16 protein-coding genes, 2 tRNA genes and 1 other annotated feature are annotated in these 17,713 nt (G+C 30.9%); of the genes, 17 read left to right on the top strand and 1 reads right to left on the bottom strand.

Going from position 1 to position 17,713, the window contains the following annotated elements; genetic code table 11:
- The first annotated feature begins 398 nt into the window (after positions 1-398).
- From Q0K54_RS07220 to Q0K54_RS07210, 3 genes are all read left to right on the top strand, one after another.
- Positions 399-896, top strand: coding sequence for a hypothetical protein (locus Q0K54_RS07220; RefSeq protein WP_294579649.1), 498 nt, complete (start codon positions 399-401; stop codon positions 894-896).
- A 489-nt stretch (positions 897-1,385) separates the two neighbouring features.
- A tRNA-Ser gene (locus Q0K54_RS07215) sits at positions 1,386-1,476 on the top strand.
- Positions 1,477-1,485: 9 nt separating this feature from the next.
- A tRNA-Asp gene (locus tag Q0K54_RS07210) sits at positions 1,486-1,562 on the top strand.
- A 148-nt stretch (positions 1,563-1,710) separates the two neighbouring features.
- On the opposite strand, the gene Q0K54_RS07205 is transcribed toward Q0K54_RS07210, so the two are convergent.
- Entirely contained in the window at positions 1,711-2,244 is a 534-nt protein-coding gene (locus tag Q0K54_RS07205; RefSeq protein WP_294579646.1) for an NUDIX hydrolase, read from the bottom strand.
- A gap of 216 nt (positions 2,245-2,460) precedes the next feature.
- On the opposite strand from Q0K54_RS07205, the gene Q0K54_RS07200 reads away from it, so the two are divergent.
- From Q0K54_RS07200 to udk, 14 genes are all read left to right on the top strand, one after another.
- Entirely contained in the window at positions 2,461-3,429 is a 969-nt protein-coding gene (locus Q0K54_RS07200) for an RluA family pseudouridine synthase (RefSeq protein WP_294579643.1), read from the top strand.
- Positions 3,430-3,490: 61 nt separating this feature from the next.
- Positions 3,491-4,411: an ROK family protein gene (locus tag Q0K54_RS07195; RefSeq protein ID WP_294579641.1), complete on the top strand. Its 921-nt coding sequence runs from the start codon at positions 3,491-3,493 to the stop codon at positions 4,409-4,411.
- 88 nt (positions 4,412-4,499) lie between these two features.
- The gene (gene mnmA, locus Q0K54_RS07190) at positions 4,500-5,633 is read left to right on the top strand and encodes a tRNA 2-thiouridine(34) synthase MnmA (RefSeq protein ID WP_294579639.1); all 1,134 of its coding nucleotides are present in this window, start codon (positions 4,500-4,502) and stop codon (positions 5,631-5,633) included.
- On the top strand, positions 5,633-7,828 hold the full coding sequence (locus Q0K54_RS07185) for an ATP-dependent RecD-like DNA helicase (RefSeq protein WP_294579637.1): 2,196 nt from the start codon (positions 5,633-5,635) through the stop codon (positions 7,826-7,828). Before mnmA ends, Q0K54_RS07185 begins: the two co-directional genes overlap by 1 nt.
- A gap of 182 nt (positions 7,829-8,010) precedes the next feature.
- Positions 8,011-8,208 (top strand) — a binding site (T-box leader).
- 41 nt (positions 8,209-8,249) lie between these two features.
- Positions 8,250-10,859 carry an alanine--tRNA ligase gene (alaS, locus tag Q0K54_RS07180; RefSeq protein ID WP_294579635.1) on the top strand — a complete coding sequence of 870 codons (2,610 nt, stop codon included), beginning with the start codon at positions 8,250-8,252 and terminating at the stop codon, positions 10,857-10,859.
- A 61-nt stretch (positions 10,860-10,920) separates the two neighbouring features.
- A complete protein-coding gene (locus Q0K54_RS07175; protein WP_087298368.1) occupies positions 10,921-11,172 on the top strand; it encodes an IreB family regulatory phosphoprotein in 252 nt (83 codons plus the stop codon).
- Position 11,173: 1 nt separating this feature from the next.
- Positions 11,174-11,593: a Holliday junction resolvase RuvX gene (gene ruvX / locus Q0K54_RS07170; RefSeq protein ID WP_294579630.1), complete on the top strand. Its 420-nt coding sequence runs from the start codon at positions 11,174-11,176 to the stop codon at positions 11,591-11,593.
- 12 nt (positions 11,594-11,605) lie between these two features.
- Positions 11,606-11,974 carry a DUF1292 domain-containing protein gene (locus Q0K54_RS07165; protein WP_294579627.1) on the top strand — a complete coding sequence of 123 codons (369 nt, stop codon included), beginning with the start codon at positions 11,606-11,608 and terminating at the stop codon, positions 11,972-11,974.
- Positions 11,975-12,032: 58 nt separating this feature from the next.
- Positions 12,033-13,127 carry a beta-propeller fold lactonase family protein gene (locus Q0K54_RS07160; protein WP_294579624.1) on the top strand — a complete coding sequence of 365 codons (1,095 nt, stop codon included), beginning with the start codon at positions 12,033-12,035 and terminating at the stop codon, positions 13,125-13,127.
- Between the two features lie 112 nt (positions 13,128-13,239).
- Complete coding sequence (mltG, locus tag Q0K54_RS07155; RefSeq protein ID WP_294579621.1) at positions 13,240-14,289, top strand: endolytic transglycosylase MltG; 1,050 nt, start codon at positions 13,240-13,242, stop codon at positions 14,287-14,289.
- Between the two features lies 1 nt (position 14,290).
- Complete coding sequence (locus Q0K54_RS07150) at positions 14,291-14,881, top strand: O-methyltransferase (protein ID WP_294579619.1); 591 nt, start codon at positions 14,291-14,293, stop codon at positions 14,879-14,881.
- Positions 14,862-15,821 carry a peptidase U32 family protein gene (locus tag Q0K54_RS07145; protein WP_294579617.1) on the top strand — a complete coding sequence of 320 codons (960 nt, stop codon included), beginning with the start codon at positions 14,862-14,864 and terminating at the stop codon, positions 15,819-15,821. The genes Q0K54_RS07150 and Q0K54_RS07145 overlap by 20 nt, the downstream gene beginning before the upstream one ends.
- Positions 15,805-17,049 (top strand): U32 family peptidase, encoded by a 1,245-nt coding sequence (locus Q0K54_RS07140; protein ID WP_294579614.1) that lies wholly within the window; start codon positions 15,805-15,807, stop codon positions 17,047-17,049. The genes Q0K54_RS07145 and Q0K54_RS07140 overlap by 17 nt, the downstream gene beginning before the upstream one ends.
- Positions 17,049-17,669 (top strand): uridine kinase, encoded by a 621-nt coding sequence (udk, locus tag Q0K54_RS07135; protein ID WP_294579612.1) that lies wholly within the window; start codon positions 17,049-17,051, stop codon positions 17,667-17,669. Before Q0K54_RS07140 ends, udk begins: the two co-directional genes overlap by 1 nt.
- Positions 17,670-17,713: the final 44 nt, after the last annotated feature.

Raw genomic sequence — 17,713 nt, 5'->3', positions numbered from 1 at the left:
TTAATTCCTTTGTGGATTCAAGAAGTTATAGCTAAGGATTATCTCAATCGCAAATGAGTTATTGCCCATAGCCTAAATTAATGGTAGACTATGGGCGTTTTTCAATTCTTATCGTACCCCAATACTAAAAAGAGAAAAAATACATACACATTATTAATAGAAGAAACGGCTTCATCTTTTCTACGATAATACTCTATTTAACAGGCATTGAAGGACTGATCGAGCTGTTACAGACGGGGGTAGAAATGTAAAGATGGGGGTAATTCTCTGCTTTTTCATGTACATAGCAATTTGGAGGGGTGAGAAAATAAATGTAACATTCACATATTTTTTGCGAAATTTTCTTGTGATAAATTTTATCTTAGGTTCACTGAGTCGGGGCCGCTATTGCTAGAGCATTGATCAATGAACCGGATATTTTAATTTGTGACGAACCAACTGGTAATCTGGATTCTAAGAATTCACATGAACTTTTATCATTGTTAAAAGATTTAAATCAGCAGGGGACGACGATTGTTTTGGTAACCCACGATAGTATGATTGCCAGTTATGCCAAAAAGTTAATCTATCTTCAAGATGGAATGATCAAACAGATTTTAGAGCGTAATAATAGCAACCAAAGAGAATTCTTTAATGAAATTATTAATATTACAACTAGTGATAGCTTGCTAGAATTATTTGATGATTCCTTTGATGATAAGGTTGTTGAAAATAGTCAAGAATCATCAGTTATTAAAAGTGATGTTGTTTATAATGGCAAACAAGTTAGGGAGGCCGTTTATCTAGTTTTATCTGATCAACAATTAACATTAGAAGAAAGAAAATGTCGTTTGTTATATGTAGATAGTCAAAAGATTGAATATGATAATATTTTTCATGATCATGTTTTATTTTAATTACAAGATATTGATGAAATTACGATTGGTTTAGTTGCTGTTTTTAAAATGGTCGGAATTTTTAGTGAATATATTTATAGGACAACTTTGAAAATTAGAGTTAATGATCAAATTATTGATTTAAAATTAGAAAACAATGATGATTTGTCGCCATTTTTGACCTTTTAAACAAAAATAAGATTAAAATTAATGATCCAGCTAATATCATTGGTATATACAGACAATATCCTGATAACTTACTTAGACATCGTTATTTGCAACGACAATATAAAAGGTTTAAAAAGCTTTATAATTTTAAATAGAATAAAAAAGTAATAATCGATAAATCAAGATTATTACTTTTTTATCAATTTTTTTTTAAAAAATTTTGATTAAAAAATAGTGATTTAATCACCTAAAATATAATTATAAAAGATTTTTTTTAAATTAAAGTTTAAAAAAGTGGTTGCAAATAAAAAATAATTATGATATTATAAACGAGCAGACGACGGAGACATACTCAAGAGGCTGAAGAGGCGCCCCTGCTAAGGGTGTAGGTCGGGAAACTGGCGCGAGGGTTCAAATCCCTCTGTCTCCGCCATTAAATAATGGTCTGGTAGTTCAGTTGGTTAGAATGCCGCCCTGTCACGGCGGAGGTCGCGGGTTCGAGTCCCGTCCAGACCGCCATTAGTTAATTAATTCTGTTGTTACAGAATTTTTTTATTTATATAAATATTTGGATTGGATTAGCTATAAAGCAAATAAAAAAGAGATTTCAAAATGGCTATTTAATTAGCTCTGATGAAATCTCTTTTTACTTGTTTATTAAGTAAAATTATTTTATATGTTGATTGATATAGGCGTGCATGATAGCAATCATCGTTTTTGAATCAAAAATTTGTCCATTTACGACCATTTGATAAGCTTCGTCAATATCTAGTCTGATTAATTCGATAACCTCATCTTCGTCGCAGTCACGAGGATTTTCTACTTTGAAAACATCCTTAGCTTCATAAACATATAGCCATTCATCACTGTAACCAGGAGTTGGTAAGAATTTAGCAATCAAATCAATTCCTTTAGCACTATATCCAGTTTCTTCTTCTAATTCGCGTAAAGCACAGATACCGGTATCTTCATTTGGTTCTAATTTACCAGCGGGAATTTCTAAAGTGTCTGTTGCATTAGGATAACGATATTGTTTGACTAATAGAATCTTATTATCAACAATAGCTAAAACTCCAACGCCACCGTGATGACGAACTACTTCTCTAGTAGCAATATTCCCGTTTTCGCATTCAACTTTATCACGATAAACATTAATTATTTTGCCTTGATATATTAATTCGCTAGTTAATTTCTTTTCCATCTAAACCACCTCATCTAGATTATAACAAAAAAAGTATGCGGGGGTGCATACTTTTTTCTATTATTTCACGTAAGGGTGATAATAGGGGGTATGTAAAGCGAATGTCTTCACTTAACAAGTAAATTATAGCATTTGTTTCCTAAAATGTAAAGGGTTACATTAATAAAGTGTTAGGTAATTTAGTAAGAGTTTGCTATAATAGGATTGGTGATGAAATTGAAAAAATTAGTTATTAGTGAAAATGATGCTAATCAAAGAGTTGATAAATATTTAAAGAAATTGCTGGTCAATGCACCTAGTAGTTTTATCTATAAAATGTTTCGAAAAAAAGATGTTAAAGTTAATGGAATCAGGGTGAATGAAAAGTATCTTTTAAAAAGCGGTGATGAGGTTTCTCTTTTTTTATACGATGATAAATTTAAGGAATTGACGAAAGAAAAAAGTATTTTTCAAGTTGATAAAACTTTTAAAGTTTTATACGAAGATAAACATATCTTAGTTGTCAATAAACCAGCTGGTTTATTAGTCCATGAAGATGCCAATGAATCAGTTAATACGCTAACAAATCAGGTTTTAAGTTATCTGGCAAGTAAAAATGAATTAGATTTAAGTCGGGAAAATACTTTTATGCCAGGACCTGTTCATCGTTTGGATCGTAATACTAGCGGAATCGTTATTTTTGGTAAAACATTGGTGGCACTGCAAGATTTAAATGAGATGATCAAATTGCGTCATTGCATTGAAAAAACATATTTAACTGTTTGTTGTGGTAAATTGACTTCTAAAAGACATTTAAAAGGTTATATGGTAAAGCTGCCTGATCAGTCTCAAGTAAAATTAGTCAAAAAAGATTATCCAGGAGCTTTAACAATGGAAACAATCGTAAAACCACTTAAAGTCAAGAATGACTTTAGTTTAGTAGAAGTGAAGTTGGTAACTGGTAGAATGCATCAAATCAGAGTTCATTTATCAAGCATTGATCATCCAGTGATTGGGGATCGTAAATATGGTGATTTTAAAGTTAATCGGATGATAAAAAATGAATTTGGTTTAAATCATCAACTATTACATGCTTATAAGATCAAGTTTGTAAAAACGATTGGAGTCTTAAAATATCTTCAAGATAAAGAGATAGTCTGTCAAGTGCCACCACAGTTTGAAAAAATAGTAAAAACTTTATTCTAGATACCTTTAAAATGACTTTCTAATATTGTATAATTATTTATAGTATATAGGAGGACGAAGAATGAAATATTATATTGGAATTGACTTAGGTGGTACAAACGTAAGAACTTTACTAGTAGATGAAAAAGGAACATCATATAGTGAAGTTAAAGATAATACAGAAAGAGAAAATGGGCCAGATTACGTTTGTGCAAAAATTATTCGTCAAATTGAAAGTTTAGATACTTCTGTTTGCGGTGGCTTAGAAGGAGTTAGCGGGATTGGAATTGGGGTACCAGGACCAGTTGATACTGTAAAAGGAACGATGATCATGGCAACCAATTTACCAGGATTTGAAAATTATCCAATTTGTGATAAATTAGCTGATCGTTTTAACATGCCAGTATTTATTGATAATGATGCAAATGTTGCTGGTTTGGCAGAAGCGCTTTTAGGTGCTGGAAAGAATTACCCAACTTGCTATTATGTAACTATTTCTACAGGTATTGGTGGGGCATTTATCGTTGATGGTAAATTGATTTCTGGTGGCCGTGGTCATGCTGGAGAAATTGGAAATATTATTGTTAAAAATAATGGTTATAAATTTGGTAATTTAAATCCTGGAGCTGTTGAAGGGGAAGCCAGTGGTACTGCTATTACTCGTAAAGGAAAAGAAATTTTAGGTGAAGATGTAGTAAATCATGCTGGTGATGTGTTTAGATTAGCAGCTGAAGGTAATTTAAAAGCTAAAAGTATTGTTGATGAATGTGTTTCACAATTAGCTACTATGTTTGCAAATATCGCTCATACAGTAGATCCTCATTGCTTTGTAGTCGGTGGTGGAGTCATGAAATCGCGTGAATATTTTTATGATAATTTAGTAGAACAATTTAACTCTAAAATTCATGTTGGTATGCGTGGACATATTCCACTATTAAAAACGGAATTAGAAGATTGTGGGGCAATTGGAGCAGCAATGTTACCAATGTCAAGATTAGGATAAAGAAAGGATCGTTGATCCTTTTTTTTATAATAAATTATATGGTTTTTTAGGTTGATTAATGGTATTATAGTCGGGTGAGGTGACGAAAATGTCAAAAAAAGTTGTATTAGGATTAAGCGGCGGGGTTGATTCAGCTGTTGCTGCTTATTTATTAAAAAAACAAGGATACGATGTTATCGGGGTTTTTATGCGTAACTGGGATAGTCAGTTAAATAATGATATTTTAGGAAATCCAACTAATGATGATGATATCTGTCCGCAAGAAAAAGATTATAATGATGCTAAAGCAGTAGCTAAGTGTCTAGATATTCCGATTAAACGAGTTGATTTTATTAAGGAATACTGGGATCATGTTTTTACTTATTTTTTAGATGAGTATCGTAAAGGAAGAACACCTAATCCCGATATTTTATGCAATAAACATATCAAATTTAAAGCCTTTTTAGATTATGCTAAGGATTTAAACGCTGATTATATTGCTACGGGTCATTATGCTAGAGTTGAACATCATGAAGGTCAAGACTCTGTGATGTTAAAAGGAGTAGATCATAATAAAGATCAAACTTATTTTTTATGTCAATTAAATCAAAAACAATTGCAAAGTTCATTATTTCCATTAGGTAATATTGATAAAAGTGAAGTTCGTAAAATTGCCCATGAACTTAATTTACCGGTGGCTGATAAAAAAGATAGTACGGGAATCTGTTTTATTGGTGAACGAGATTTTAAAGCCTTTTTACAAAATTACATTCCTGCTAAACCAGGTAAGATGGTCGATATTGAAACTAATAAAGTAATTGGGGAACATTCTGGAATCATGTATTATACGATTGGTCAACGTAAAGGTTTAGGAATTGGTGGACCGGGGGCAGCCTGGTTTGTAGTTGGTAAAGATTATAGCCAAAATGTTTTATATATTTGTCAAGGTGATCAAAAACAGTGGCTTTATTCAACGGGAGCTTTAATCACTGATGTTAACTGGATAGCATCAACCAAACCAGATCAGCCAGTATCTTGCATGACTAAATTTAGATATCGTCAGCAAGATAATCCTGTTACTTTGGAATTTATTGATGAAACAACTGTTATGTTAAAATTTGATCAGCCGGTAAAAGCAGTAACCCCAGGACAAGCAGCAGTATTTTATGATGGAGAGGTTTGCTTAGGTGGCGGTACGATTGAAACTGTCTATAAAGATGGTAAACCGATTGAATATTTATAATGATTGAATATACTGGATACATTAGGAAGATTCGCTATTATAGCGAATCTTCTAATTATCTTGTTGCTGTTATTGAGGTTGAGCAAGAAGAAAAACCAATAGCTATGACCGGTTATATGAATAATTTTAATGATTATGATAAATATCAGTTTAATGGTGATTATGTGGTTCATCCAAAATATGGAAAACAATTTAAATTAGAAAGTTATCGGGTCATTTATGCCAAAGAAAACGATGAACTGATCAAATATTTATCTAGTCCTTTATTTAAAGGTGTAGGTAAAGCTTTAGCTACTAATATTGTTAATACTTTAGGTGAAGATTGCATTGATAAAATCAAAAATGATAAACATAGTTTAGATATCGTTAAAGGCATGACAGTCAAGAAAAGAGATACTATTTATGATGTTTTAACTACTAGTGAATATGATCAAGAAGTTATGCAATTTTTTATGGGACATGGAATCAGCTTGAAAAATTTAGGATTAATTCAGGCCCATTATCAAGAAAAAACATTAGATATTTTACAAAATAATCCTTATCAGTTAATTGAGGATATTGATGGAATTGGTTTTAAAACAGCTGATGAATTAGCAATAAAAACCGGAGGAACCTTTGATAATCCTAATCGCATTAAAGCTGGTATAATTTATAGTATCAAACAGTATTGTTTTAATACGGGCAGTACTTATTGTCTATTAGATGAAATTAAAAAAATGTTTAGTAAAATTATTTACAATATTGATGAAATTGTTTTTGAACAATATTTAGATGAACTGATTGATGACGGGTTAGTTGTATTAGAACAAGAACGTTATTACTATTATGAAATGAATGAAGCAGAAAAGAATATCGCTGAGTATTTAAAACAACGGATTAATTTACCTGATGAAATTATTGACGAAGATGAAGTATTGCGTCTGTTAAATAATTATCAAAATAATCAGGGAATTACTTATGCCAAAAAGCAAATTGAAGCTCTTTTTTATTTTTTGAAATCTTCAGTTATGATTTTAACTGGCGGTCCTGGAACGGGTAAAACAACAGTTGTTAAGGCATTATTGCAAATTTATCGAACTTTGTACCCTGAAGATCGCATTGGTCTGGTGGCACCAACTGGTCGGGCAGCTAAGCGTTTAAATGAACTAACTGGGATTCCAGCCTGTACTATTCATCGTTTGTTGAAATGGGATCTTCATAGTAATACTTTTGCAGTTAATGAAAATAATCCATTGGATATTGAAGTATTGGTCATTGATGAGTTTTCGATGGTCGATTGTTTATTGTTGCATCGTATTTTTTTAGCAGGACGTAAAATTCGTAAGATTTTATTTATTGGTGATTATCATCAATTACCATCAGTTGCTCCTGGCAATGTTTTACATGATTTAATTGCCGCCGGAATCAAAACAATTGAATTAGATGAGATCTTTAGACAGGCTAAAGAATCAGGTGTTATTGAACTGGCACATCATATCATCAATAATCAATTGGATAATTTAGATATTTTTAATCAATATTCGGATATTAATTTTTTTAATTGTCCAAACTATGATGTCGTTAAAAATGTAAAAACAATTGTCAAAAAAGCGCTTAATGAAGGCTATGATAGTAATGATATTCAAGTATTAGTGCCAATGTATCAAGGAGTAGCTGGAATTGATGCTTTAAATGATGCTTTGCAGGATGCATTTAATCCCGTAAATGATACTAGTGAAGTTTATCGAATTGGAAGCAAAGAATATCGAATTGGTGATAAAATTTTGCAATTAAAAAATCGGCCTGATGATGAAGTTTTTAATGGTGATATTGGGACTTTAATTGAGATTTGTTTAAAAGATAATTTTGAATATCTTCAAGATACATTAGTAGTGGATTTTGATGGTAATATCGTTGAATATACTAGTAATGATTTTAATACGATTACTCATGCTTATTGTATGTCGATTCATAAAGCTCAAGGTAATGAATTTAAAATTGTAATCATGGCAGTTTTGAATGACTATTATGTCATGCTAAGAAGAAATTTATTATATACAGCGATTACGCGCTGTAAACAAGCTCTCTTTATTTTAGGCAATGAAAAAGCATTTATGTATGGTTTAAGTAATTCTCAGGATTTACGACGTAAAACCAGTTTAGTTGCCAGATTTGAAAATCAGGAAACATTAAGTGTGTATGATTTTCTTGAATAATGGTAAAACTAAATTGAGGTGAGTTTTATGATGACTAGAAATAAGTTGTTACTGGGATTGTCGGTAGCATCAATGATGATATTACTTAGTGAATGTGATTGTGTTGAAGATATGATATATAGTCTTAAAGAAAAGATGTAAATTTATAGGCTTGAAAAATAAATAGAGATAGTTTATAATTTGGTAAATCGCTGAAAAAGAAGAGTACTATATCGATTATTTTAAGAGAGAGTATGGCTGGTGAAAATACTTAATAACTTATAGGAAAGCTACTTTGGAGAGTAAACTAAAATTTACCGTGTAAGCTACGTTATCAGCTAATTAAGGGCATGAATTTTTTCATGAACTAGGATGGTATCGCGATTAAAGTCGTTCCTAGATGGGAACGACTTTTTATATTGTTTAAGTAAAGGAGAAAAAGATGAAACAATTAACTGGAAATGAAGTAAGACAAATGTTCTTAGATTTTTTTGAAAGTAAAGGGCACAAAGTGGAACCAAGTCATTCATTGATTCCTAATGATGATCCAACTTTATTATGGATCAATGCTGGGGTTGCAGCAATAAAAAAATATTTTGATGGAACGATCAAACCAGAAAATCCTCGTATTACAAATGCGCAAAAATCTATCAGAACTAATGATATTGAAAATGTTGGAAAAACAGCTAGACACCATACTTTCTTTGAAATGTTAGGAAACTTTTCAATTGGTGATTATTTCAAAAAAGAAGCAATCGAATTTGCCTGGGAATTATTGACAGATGAAAAATGGTTTGCCTTTGAACCAGAAAAATTATATATAACGGTTCATGATCATGATGATGAAGCCTATGATATTTGGGTAAATGAAATTGGTGTTGCTAAAGATCATATCTTGAAGACCCCAGAAAATTTCTGGGAAATTGGTGAAGGACCATGTGGACCAGACTCTGAAATTTTCTATGATCGTGGCGAAAAATATGATCCTGAAGGATTAGGTACTAAATTGTTTTTTGAAGAAATGGAAAATGATCGTTATGTTGAAATTTGGAATCTAGTTTTCTCTCAATATAATTCACAAGAAGGATTATCAAGAGAAGAATATAAAGAATTACCACAAAAAAATATTGATACTGGTATGGGACTAGAAAGAATTACTAGTATTTTCCAAGATGGTGAAACTAACTTTGATACTGATTTCTTTTTACCAATCATTCATCAAGTTGAAAAGATGGCTACAGTTAGCTATCAAGAAAACAAGATGGCTTATCGGGTTATTGCCGACCACATTAGAACCGTTACCTTTGCATTAGCTGATGGGGCTTTGTTTGATAATGCTGGACGTGGTTATGTTTTAAGAAGAATTTTAAGACGAGCTGTTCGGTATGGAAAACAAATTGGAATTGAAAAACCATTTATGTATAACTTGGTAAAAACTGTCAGTGATATCATGAAAGACTTTTATGATTATTTACCAGAAAAAGTTTCTTATATTAGTGATTTAGTTCGTAAAGAAGAAGAAGCTTTCCATAAAACGTTGTCAAATGGTGAAAAATTGTTAAATACGATGATTACTAAAAACACTACTGGTATGATTAGTGGTAAAGATGCTTTTAAACTATATGATACATATGGTTTTCCATTTGAATTAACTTTGGAAATTGCTGAAGAATCAAATCTTAAAGTGGATGAAGAAGGATTTAAACAAGAGCTAAAATTGCAACAAGAAAGATCACGGGGAGCTCGTGAAGATAGTGAAAGTATGAGCAGTCAAAAACCAGATTTAATGGCCTTTGATTTACCATCAGTTTTCGAATATAATCCAGAAAATATCAATAGTGTAGTTATGGGATTATTTAAAGATGGGGTTAAAGTCGATGCAATCGATGATTATGGTGAAATTGTTTTTGATACAACTACTTTCTATGCCGAAATGGGTGGTCAATGTGCCGATACTGGAGTGATTTATAATGATAATTGCTTTGCAAGAGTTAAAAATGTGTTAAAAGCGCCAAATCAACAGCATTTACATTATGTAACCGTAGAAAAAGGAACAATTCGAGTAGGTGATATTTTAACTTTAGACATTGATAAAGAAAAACGACATAAAATTATTGCCAACCATAGTGCTACTCATTTACTACAGGCAGCGTTAAAACAAGTTTTAGGAAGTCATATTAATCAAGCTGGTTCTTATGTTGATGATCAAAGATTAAGATTTGACTTTACTCATTTTGAAAAAATAACTAATGATCAGCTTAAAGAAATTGAAAAAGTTGTTAATGATCAAATTTTTGCTGGAAATAATGTTACAATCGAACATATGAGTAAAGAAAAAGCATTGGAAACTGGAGCTATGGCATTATTTGATGAAAAATATGGTGATGTAGTTCGTGTAGTATCAATTGGTGATTTTTCTAAAGAACTTTGTGGTGGTTGCCATGTTTCTAATAGTAGTCAAATTGGATTGTTTAAAATCGAAAGTGAAGAAAGTATTGGAAGTGGTGTTCGGCGAATTGAAGCAGTCACTGGTAAAATTGCTTATCAATCATTAATTCACGAAAAAGATGTGGTTGATCAAATTGCTGATGTGTTAAAATTAAAGAACCGTAAAGAAGTTGTTAATAAAGTAATTGTTTTAAGTGATGATTTAACAGCTGCTAAAAAAGAAATTGATACTTTAAATAGTAAATTAAATGCCTTAAATGCAGCAAGTAAGGTTAATGATGTTCAAGATATCAATGGGGTAAAAGTATTATTAGTTGAAGAAGAACTTGAAAGTGCTAAAGCTAAACAATTAACTTTTGATTTTAGAGATAAATTAGATGAAGGAATTGTCATTTTAGTATCTAAATATGAAGGTAAATGTTCATATTTTGTCGGAGTAACTAAAAATTATGTTGCCAATGGTTATAAAGCCGGTGATATTGTTAAAAAGATCAATGCTGTAGTTGATGGCCGCGGTGGTGGTAAACCAGATTTTGCGCAAGGTGGTTGTCCAATTAATGATAAAGTTGATCTGATTAAGTCAGAACTTAAAAATTTCTTTTAATTTATTAGTAATTGGTGTAGAATAGATATATAGGCTTAGCCTTAAAGGGGGATCAATTAATATGCAAGACTTAACAAAGACAAAAGTATTCAGTTCTGAAGATATGCGACGGGAAATGATTCGTCAAAATCTAAAGACAGTAATTGAAGCATTAAATGAAAGAGGCTATAATGCAGTGCATCAAATAGCTGGTTACTTAATTTCAAATGATCCTGCATATATTTCTAGTCATAAAAATGCGCGAAATATTATCCAGCAAATTGAGCGTGATGAAATAATTGAGGAATTAGTTAAATCATATTTGGAGAAATAGAATGAAGAGAATTTTAGGTTTGGATTTAGGTTCTAAAACCTGTGGAATTGCCATGAGCGATCTTTTAGGTATGATTGCTCATGGTGTTGAAACATATCGTTTTGAAGAAGATGATTATCAGGCCGCTTGTAAGTACGTTGCGAAAATTATTACTGAAAATGAAATTGAAACGGTTGTTTTAGGGCTTCCTAAACATATGAATGGTGATTTAGGAATCAGGGCTCAAATATCAATCAAATTTAAAGAAATGCTGGAGCAGGAAGTACCTGGCATTAATGTGGTTTTAGTTGACGAACGGTTAACTACTAAAGCAGCTGAAAATCAATTGATTTTCGCGGATGTATCTAGAAAAAAACGAAAAAAAGTTATTGATAAGATGGCAGCAGTAGCTATCTTACAAGGGTATCTTGATAGTAAATAGAAAGGAATCTTAATGGAAGCAAATAAAATTCAAGTAATTGATGATCAAGGAAATACAAAAGAATTTGATGTTTTGTTTACTTTTAATAATGATGAATTAAACAAACAATATGTTTTATATTATGACGCAACTGAAGAACAGCCAAATGTTTTTGCGTCATCTTACGATGAAAATGGACAGCTTTTTCCAATTGAAAGCCCAGATGAATGGGAATTAGTTGAAGAAGTATTTCAAAGTTTTATGGGTGAACAAGACCATGAGTGTTCTGGTAATGGACAATGTTGTCAAAAAAATCATGAATGTAAACATGAAGATGAAAGTCATCAATGTTGTCATGAAGGAAAAGGACATGGTTGTTGCCATGATAATGAAAATAATTAAAAAAGAGCTAAGAAATTAGCTTTTTTATGTTTTGAATAAGAAAAGGTGGTATTTATTAATGGCTTTATTTGGTTTGTTTGGAAAGAAAAGAATAACTGAATCATTTTTTGTTAATTCATATGGTAATGATCAAACAAGAGGTATTTATACTTTTCAGGTAGATGTTGAAAATGGGGAAATTTTATTTAAAAAACATTTTTCAACTCCTTCAGATCCAATTTACAGTTTTAATTATGGACGTTTTGTCTGCATTACATATAAAAATCGCTCAGGAACTAGAGGTGATGGTGGTATCTGTTCCTATGCGGCAACATCAGATTTATTAGCTTTATCTTCACATATTAGTGACATGGGAAAAACATATGTTCATGCTTGTACAAATGGTGATGATGAAGTAGCTGATAAGGTTTTTGCTTGTGATTATTATAATGGTGAAATAACGGTTGCTAGAATTAAAAAGAAAAAACTAGTTGAATCATTTTTTAACTATAAGTTACAAGGGCATAGTGTTGATCCCAAAAGACAATCACAGCCACATCCTTGTTATGTAGATTTTAATCCTGAAAAAAATCGTCTTGTTGTAGCCGATTTAGGATTAGATAAGATTTTATTCTTTGAAATGGTTGATAAAGAAATAATTTTAGATAATGTTCATACTTTGAATTTAGAACCAGGATCTGGGCCAAACAAAATTATGTTTAATCAAGCAGGAAATATTGCTTACGTTTTAAATGAATTATCTAGTACGATTAATGTCTATCAATATCATGATATGGAATTTGAGTTAATTCAAACGATTGATACTTATCCAAAAGAAGATGGTGAAGATTTTGTCAATACTGCTAGTCAAATGATTTTTAATGATAGTCAAGAACGGCTATTTGTAACTAATTGTGGACATGACAGTTTAGTTTTATTTGATATTGATCCAGAAACTGGTAAATTAATTTATCGTGATTTTGCGGATACTTCACCAAATCCTCGGGATTTAAAAATCTTTAGAGATCAATGGATCGTCGTTGTTTGTCAAAAAGGTGGTGTTGTTGAAAGTTATGAATATCGCACTGAGAAAAAAGGAATGCTATTTGAAACAAAATACAGTTATTTAGTCAATGAGCCAGTTTGTATTACCAAATTTGAAACTATTTTCTAAAAATTAAGATAGAGATGTTATGACATCTCTATTTTTTTACAAACTACAAATAAGTAAATAAAGTTGAAACAGTTATAAAAATATCATATAATGGTAAAAAATGGAGGCGTTTATGAAAAAAAAGCACAAAATTATCATTGGAACTATCGTAACTGTTGTTATTATTGTAGTTTTGCTGGTCGGTTATTATTTTAATGGTCAGGGAGCTGTTTCTTCGAAAGATGAAGAGGTTATTGTTAATATTTCCGGGTCAACAAGTACTGTTTTAAATCAGCTTGATGAAGCAGGATTAATCAAAAATAAAACGGTTGCTAATATTTATTTAAAATTAAATAAATATGATTTTATTGCCAATACATATGTTTTAAATAAAAATATGGATTTAAAAACCATTTGTACGATCTTAGAAGGAGATAAGGATTATATTTCAACAGCAAGGGTAACAATTATTGAAGGTGATCGAATTACGGAATGTGCTGATAAAGTAGCTGCAGCTTTAGAAATTGATAGTAGCGAAGTACTTGCTAAATGGACTGATGTTTCATATTTAAATACTTTAATTGAAAAATACTGGTTTTTAGATCAAAGTATTTTAAGTACTGATATCATGTTTCCATTAGAAGGCTATCTGGCACCAGAAACTTATATTATTACCGCTTCGACAACTACAATTGAAGATGTTACCGAAATGATGTTAGATCAAATGGATCAAAATTTATCAGAATATCGTGATCAAATAACAGCATTTACTATTAATGGTAATCCAGTGACTGTTCATCAATTTTTATCGTTTGCATCAGTTGTTCAATGTGAATCGTCAGGAAATCAAGACGATCAAGAAAAAATTGCTGGTGTCTTTATTAATCGAATGGCCAACAATATGCGTTTACAAAGCGATGTGACTGTTAATTACGCTAATCAGGTGCGTACCGTTGCGGTTACATATAAAGATCTTGATGTGGATTCGAAATATAATACATATCGTTATGATGGTTTACCAGTAGGGCCGATTAGCTGTGTTTCCACTGAAATTATTTCATCATGTTTAAACTATCAAAATACCGGTGCTTTATTTTTCTTTGCCTTACAAGATGGAACGGTTATTTATTCCCAAACATATGAACAACATCAACAAATAGTAAATGAAAATAGATGGTATTAAAATGAAAGAATTATTAGAATTAGAAAAAGAAGCAATAAAACAAAATATTCCAATCATGCAAAAAGAAGGCTTAAGCTACATGATTGATCTTTTTAAAACGCATGATTTTCATAGTTGTCTAGAAATTGGTAGTGCGATTGGTTATTCGGCTTTGATGATGGCGATAAATATTGATGATTTTATAGTTGAAACAATCGAATTGGATCAAGACCGTTATCAAGAGGCTGTAAAAAATATTAATAAATATTCAATGAATGAAAAAATTATTATTCATCATGATAATGCTTTAACATTTGATAATGATCAATTGGTCTTAAAAGAATTCGATTGTTTATTTATCGACGCGGCAAAAGCCCAATATCAAAAGTTTTTTGAAAAATATATGCCATTAGTTAAAGATGATGGTATTTGTGTCGTTGATAACTTGGATTTTCATGGGATGGTTTTTGAAATTGATAAAATTAAAAATCGAAATACTCGACAATTAGTTAAGAAAATCAAACGATTTAAAGAGTGGATTTTAAATAATGAGGAATATGAAGTGACATATCATCATATTGGTGATGGTATCTGTGTTATTAGAAAAAGGTGATGTAATGGAAATAGTTTTAGCGTTAAATAGTGATAAATTTATCTATGATTATTTAAGTATTGGAGTTAAATATTTTGTCGTTGGTACAAAATATTTTTCATGTCGTCAGGCTTTAAGTCTTGATTATCAGGAAATTAAAGAATTAAAAAATAAAATAGGTACTAGTAAACTTTGGGTTTTAGTCAATGCTTTAATTGAAGAAAAAAATTTAGATGCTCTAAGTGAGCATTTAAAACAATTGGCTGCTTTAAAAGTAGATGGTATTTTATTTCAGGATTTTGCTATTTTACAAATCTGTCGGGAAGAAAATTATCAATTTGAATTAATTTATCAGCCCGATACATTAAATACTAATCAGGCAACCTTGAATTATTTAGGGCAACAAGGAATTAATGGAGCTTTTTTAGCTCGGGAAATTCCTTTAGCCCAAAAACAGGAAATTGCTCAAAATGTAGCTTTAAAGACTATGGTCCAAGTCCATGGTGTTGAATATATGGCTTATTCTAAACGAAAATTATTAACTAATTATTTTAATGAAATAAATCATCCACTAACTGTTACGATTGATGATAATATCACCATTCAAGCTAATGGGGTTGATGAGTTGTGTCATATTTATGAAGATCAGTTTGGCTGTCATATTTTATCTAAATCACAATTATGTTGTTTAGATATCTTAAGCAGTATGGAACCATTTGATTATTTATATATTGAATCGTTATTTGTTGATGATTTGAAGTTAGTTGAAATCGTTAATTTTTATCAGGATGCTATTGATAGTTGTAATAACAATCAATATGGTAAAGTTTCTAAAGAATTAATGCCCCAATTAAAACAATTAACACCAGATATCAATTATCATCATAGTTTTATGTTTGATAATACGGTTTATAAAATTGATGATGTTAGAAAGCGAGAAGAAAATGAGAAAGGTAAGTAAAATAATTGATGGTAAAAGAGTAATCATCAAAAAACCAGAATTATTAGCTCCAGCTGGTAACTTAGAAAAATTAAAAGTAGCTATTCGTTATGGAGCTGATGCTGTTTTTGTTGGTGGTAAGGAGTTTTCTTTACGTTCTAGTGCTTCTAATTTTAGCTTGGAGGATATTAAAGAAGCCGTTGCTTTTGCCAATCAATACGGTGCTAAAATCCATGTAACATGTAATATTATCTTACATCAAGATAATTTACAAGGAATTGAACAATATTTACAGGCTTTAGATGATGCTGGTGTTCATGCAATCATAGTTGCTGATCCTTATATTATGTCAGTGGCTAAAAAACTAAATTTAAAATTAGAAGTTCATGTTTCGACGCAATTATCAGTATTAAACAGTAAAGCAATTAAATTTTTTGAAAGTTTAAAAATGGATCGGGTCGTTTTAGGTCGTGAAGTTTGTGTGGCCGATTTAAAACATATTTTAGAGCAAACTGACTTAGATATTGAATATTTTATTCATGGCGCAATGTGTATTCATTATTCAGGAAGATGCATGCTTTCAAATTATTTTTCACGAAGAGATGCTAATCGTGGTGGCTGTTCTCAATCATGTCGCTGGTATTATGATATTTATCAAGATGATCAAAAGATCAATAGCAATGGCATTATTCCTTTTAGTATGTCTAGTAAAGACTTGGCTTTAATTAATCATATCCCGGAATTAATTGAATTAGGAGTTAATTCATTTAAAATTGAAGGGAGAATGAAATCGTTACATTATATTGCAACCGTAGTTTCAACGTATCGTAAATTGATTGATGATTATTGTCAAGATCCAGATAATTTTAAATTATCTGATCGGTACTACCAAGAATTACTAAAAGCTGCCAATCGGGCTTTATGTACCGGCTTTTTTGATGATCAGGCTGATAATAGTAAGCAAATATATAATCAGCGTGATGAACATCCAACTCAAGAATTTTGTGCTCGAGTTATTGGTTATGATCAAGAAAATCAGATGGTCATTATTGAACAACGTAATTATTTTAAAGTCGGTGATCAAATTGAGTTCTTTAGCCCTAAACATGAAAATATTATTGTTCCAGTAACTAAAATTATTAATGAAGATAATGAATCTGTTGAAATAGCTAATCATCCAATGGAAATATTAAAGCTTCCTGTTTCAGTTAAATTAGAGATAGATGATATGGGAAGAAAGGTGATTTAATGAAAAAACCTATTATCATAGCGATTGCCGGAGGAAGTGCTTCTGGTAAAAGTTCGATTGCTAATAAATTATATGAATATTTTAAATCAAGTCATTCTACTAAAATTATTCGTTTAGATGATTATTATAAAGATCAATCACATTTATCAATGGAAAAACGAAAACAGACTAATTATGATCATCCTTTAGCTTTTGATATGGATTTACTAGTTGAACAGTTAGATATGTTAAAAAACAACCAAACAATAAAAAAACCTATTTATGATTTTACTATTCATAATCGGATTGAAGAAGTAGAAATAATTAATCCCCGTGATGTTTTTATAATTGAAGGATTATTTGTATTATATGACAGCCGTATTCGTGAACGTTGCGATATCTTAGTTTATGTCGATACTGATGCGGATATTCGCTTTATAAGACGGCTAAAACGTGATATGCAAGAAAGAGGTCGTAGTCTTGAATCTATCTGTCACCAATATTTGTCAACAGTTAGACCAATGCATGAACAGTTTGTCGAACCGTCCAAAAAATATGCACACATAATTATACCTGAAGGTGGCAGTAATGAAGTGGCTATTGACTTATTGATAACTAAAATTTCTTCTATCATCAGCTAATGGGACTAGATATTTGATTGTATTTATGCTATATTATTGCTTGC

Source organism: uncultured Thomasclavelia sp. (assembly GCF_944324745.1).
GTDB lineage: Bacteria > Bacillota_I > Bacilli_A > Erysipelotrichales > Coprobacillaceae > Thomasclavelia.
This window is presented reverse-complemented; position numbering and strand designations above follow the sequence as displayed.

Bases quoted from the DNA above. Each gene is read 5' to 3' on its own strand.
- Q0K54_RS07205 (WP_294579646.1), bottom strand. From the start codon at position 2,244: ATGGAAAAGAAATTAACTAGCGAATTAATATATCAAGGCAAAATAATT.
- Q0K54_RS07195 (WP_294579641.1), top strand. From the start codon at position 3,491: ATGAAATATTATATTGGAATTGACTTAGGTGGTACAAACGTAAGAACT.
- mnmA (WP_294579639.1), top strand. From the start codon at position 4,500: ATGTCAAAAAAAGTTGTATTAGGATTAAGCGGCGGGGTTGATTCAGCT.
- Q0K54_RS07185 (WP_294579637.1), top strand. From the start codon at position 5,633: ATGATTGAATATACTGGATACATTAGGAAGATTCGCTATTATAGCGAA.
- alaS (WP_294579635.1), top strand. From the start codon at position 8,250: ATGAAACAATTAACTGGAAATGAAGTAAGACAAATGTTCTTAGATTTT.
- Q0K54_RS07175 (WP_087298368.1), top strand. From the start codon at position 10,921: ATGCAAGACTTAACAAAGACAAAAGTATTCAGTTCTGAAGATATGCGA.
- ruvX (WP_294579630.1), top strand. From the start codon at position 11,174: ATGAAGAGAATTTTAGGTTTGGATTTAGGTTCTAAAACCTGTGGAATT.
- Q0K54_RS07165 (WP_294579627.1), top strand. From the start codon at position 11,606: ATGGAAGCAAATAAAATTCAAGTAATTGATGATCAAGGAAATACAAAA.
- Q0K54_RS07160 (WP_294579624.1), top strand. From the start codon at position 12,033: ATGGCTTTATTTGGTTTGTTTGGAAAGAAAAGAATAACTGAATCATTT.
- mltG (WP_294579621.1), top strand. From the start codon at position 13,240: ATGAAAAAAAAGCACAAAATTATCATTGGAACTATCGTAACTGTTGTT.
- Q0K54_RS07150 (WP_294579619.1), top strand. From the start codon at position 14,291: ATGAAAGAATTATTAGAATTAGAAAAAGAAGCAATAAAACAAAATATT.
- Q0K54_RS07140 (WP_294579614.1), top strand. From the start codon at position 15,805: ATGAGAAAGGTAAGTAAAATAATTGATGGTAAAAGAGTAATCATCAAA.
- udk (WP_294579612.1), top strand. From the start codon at position 17,049: ATGAAAAAACCTATTATCATAGCGATTGCCGGAGGAAGTGCTTCTGGT.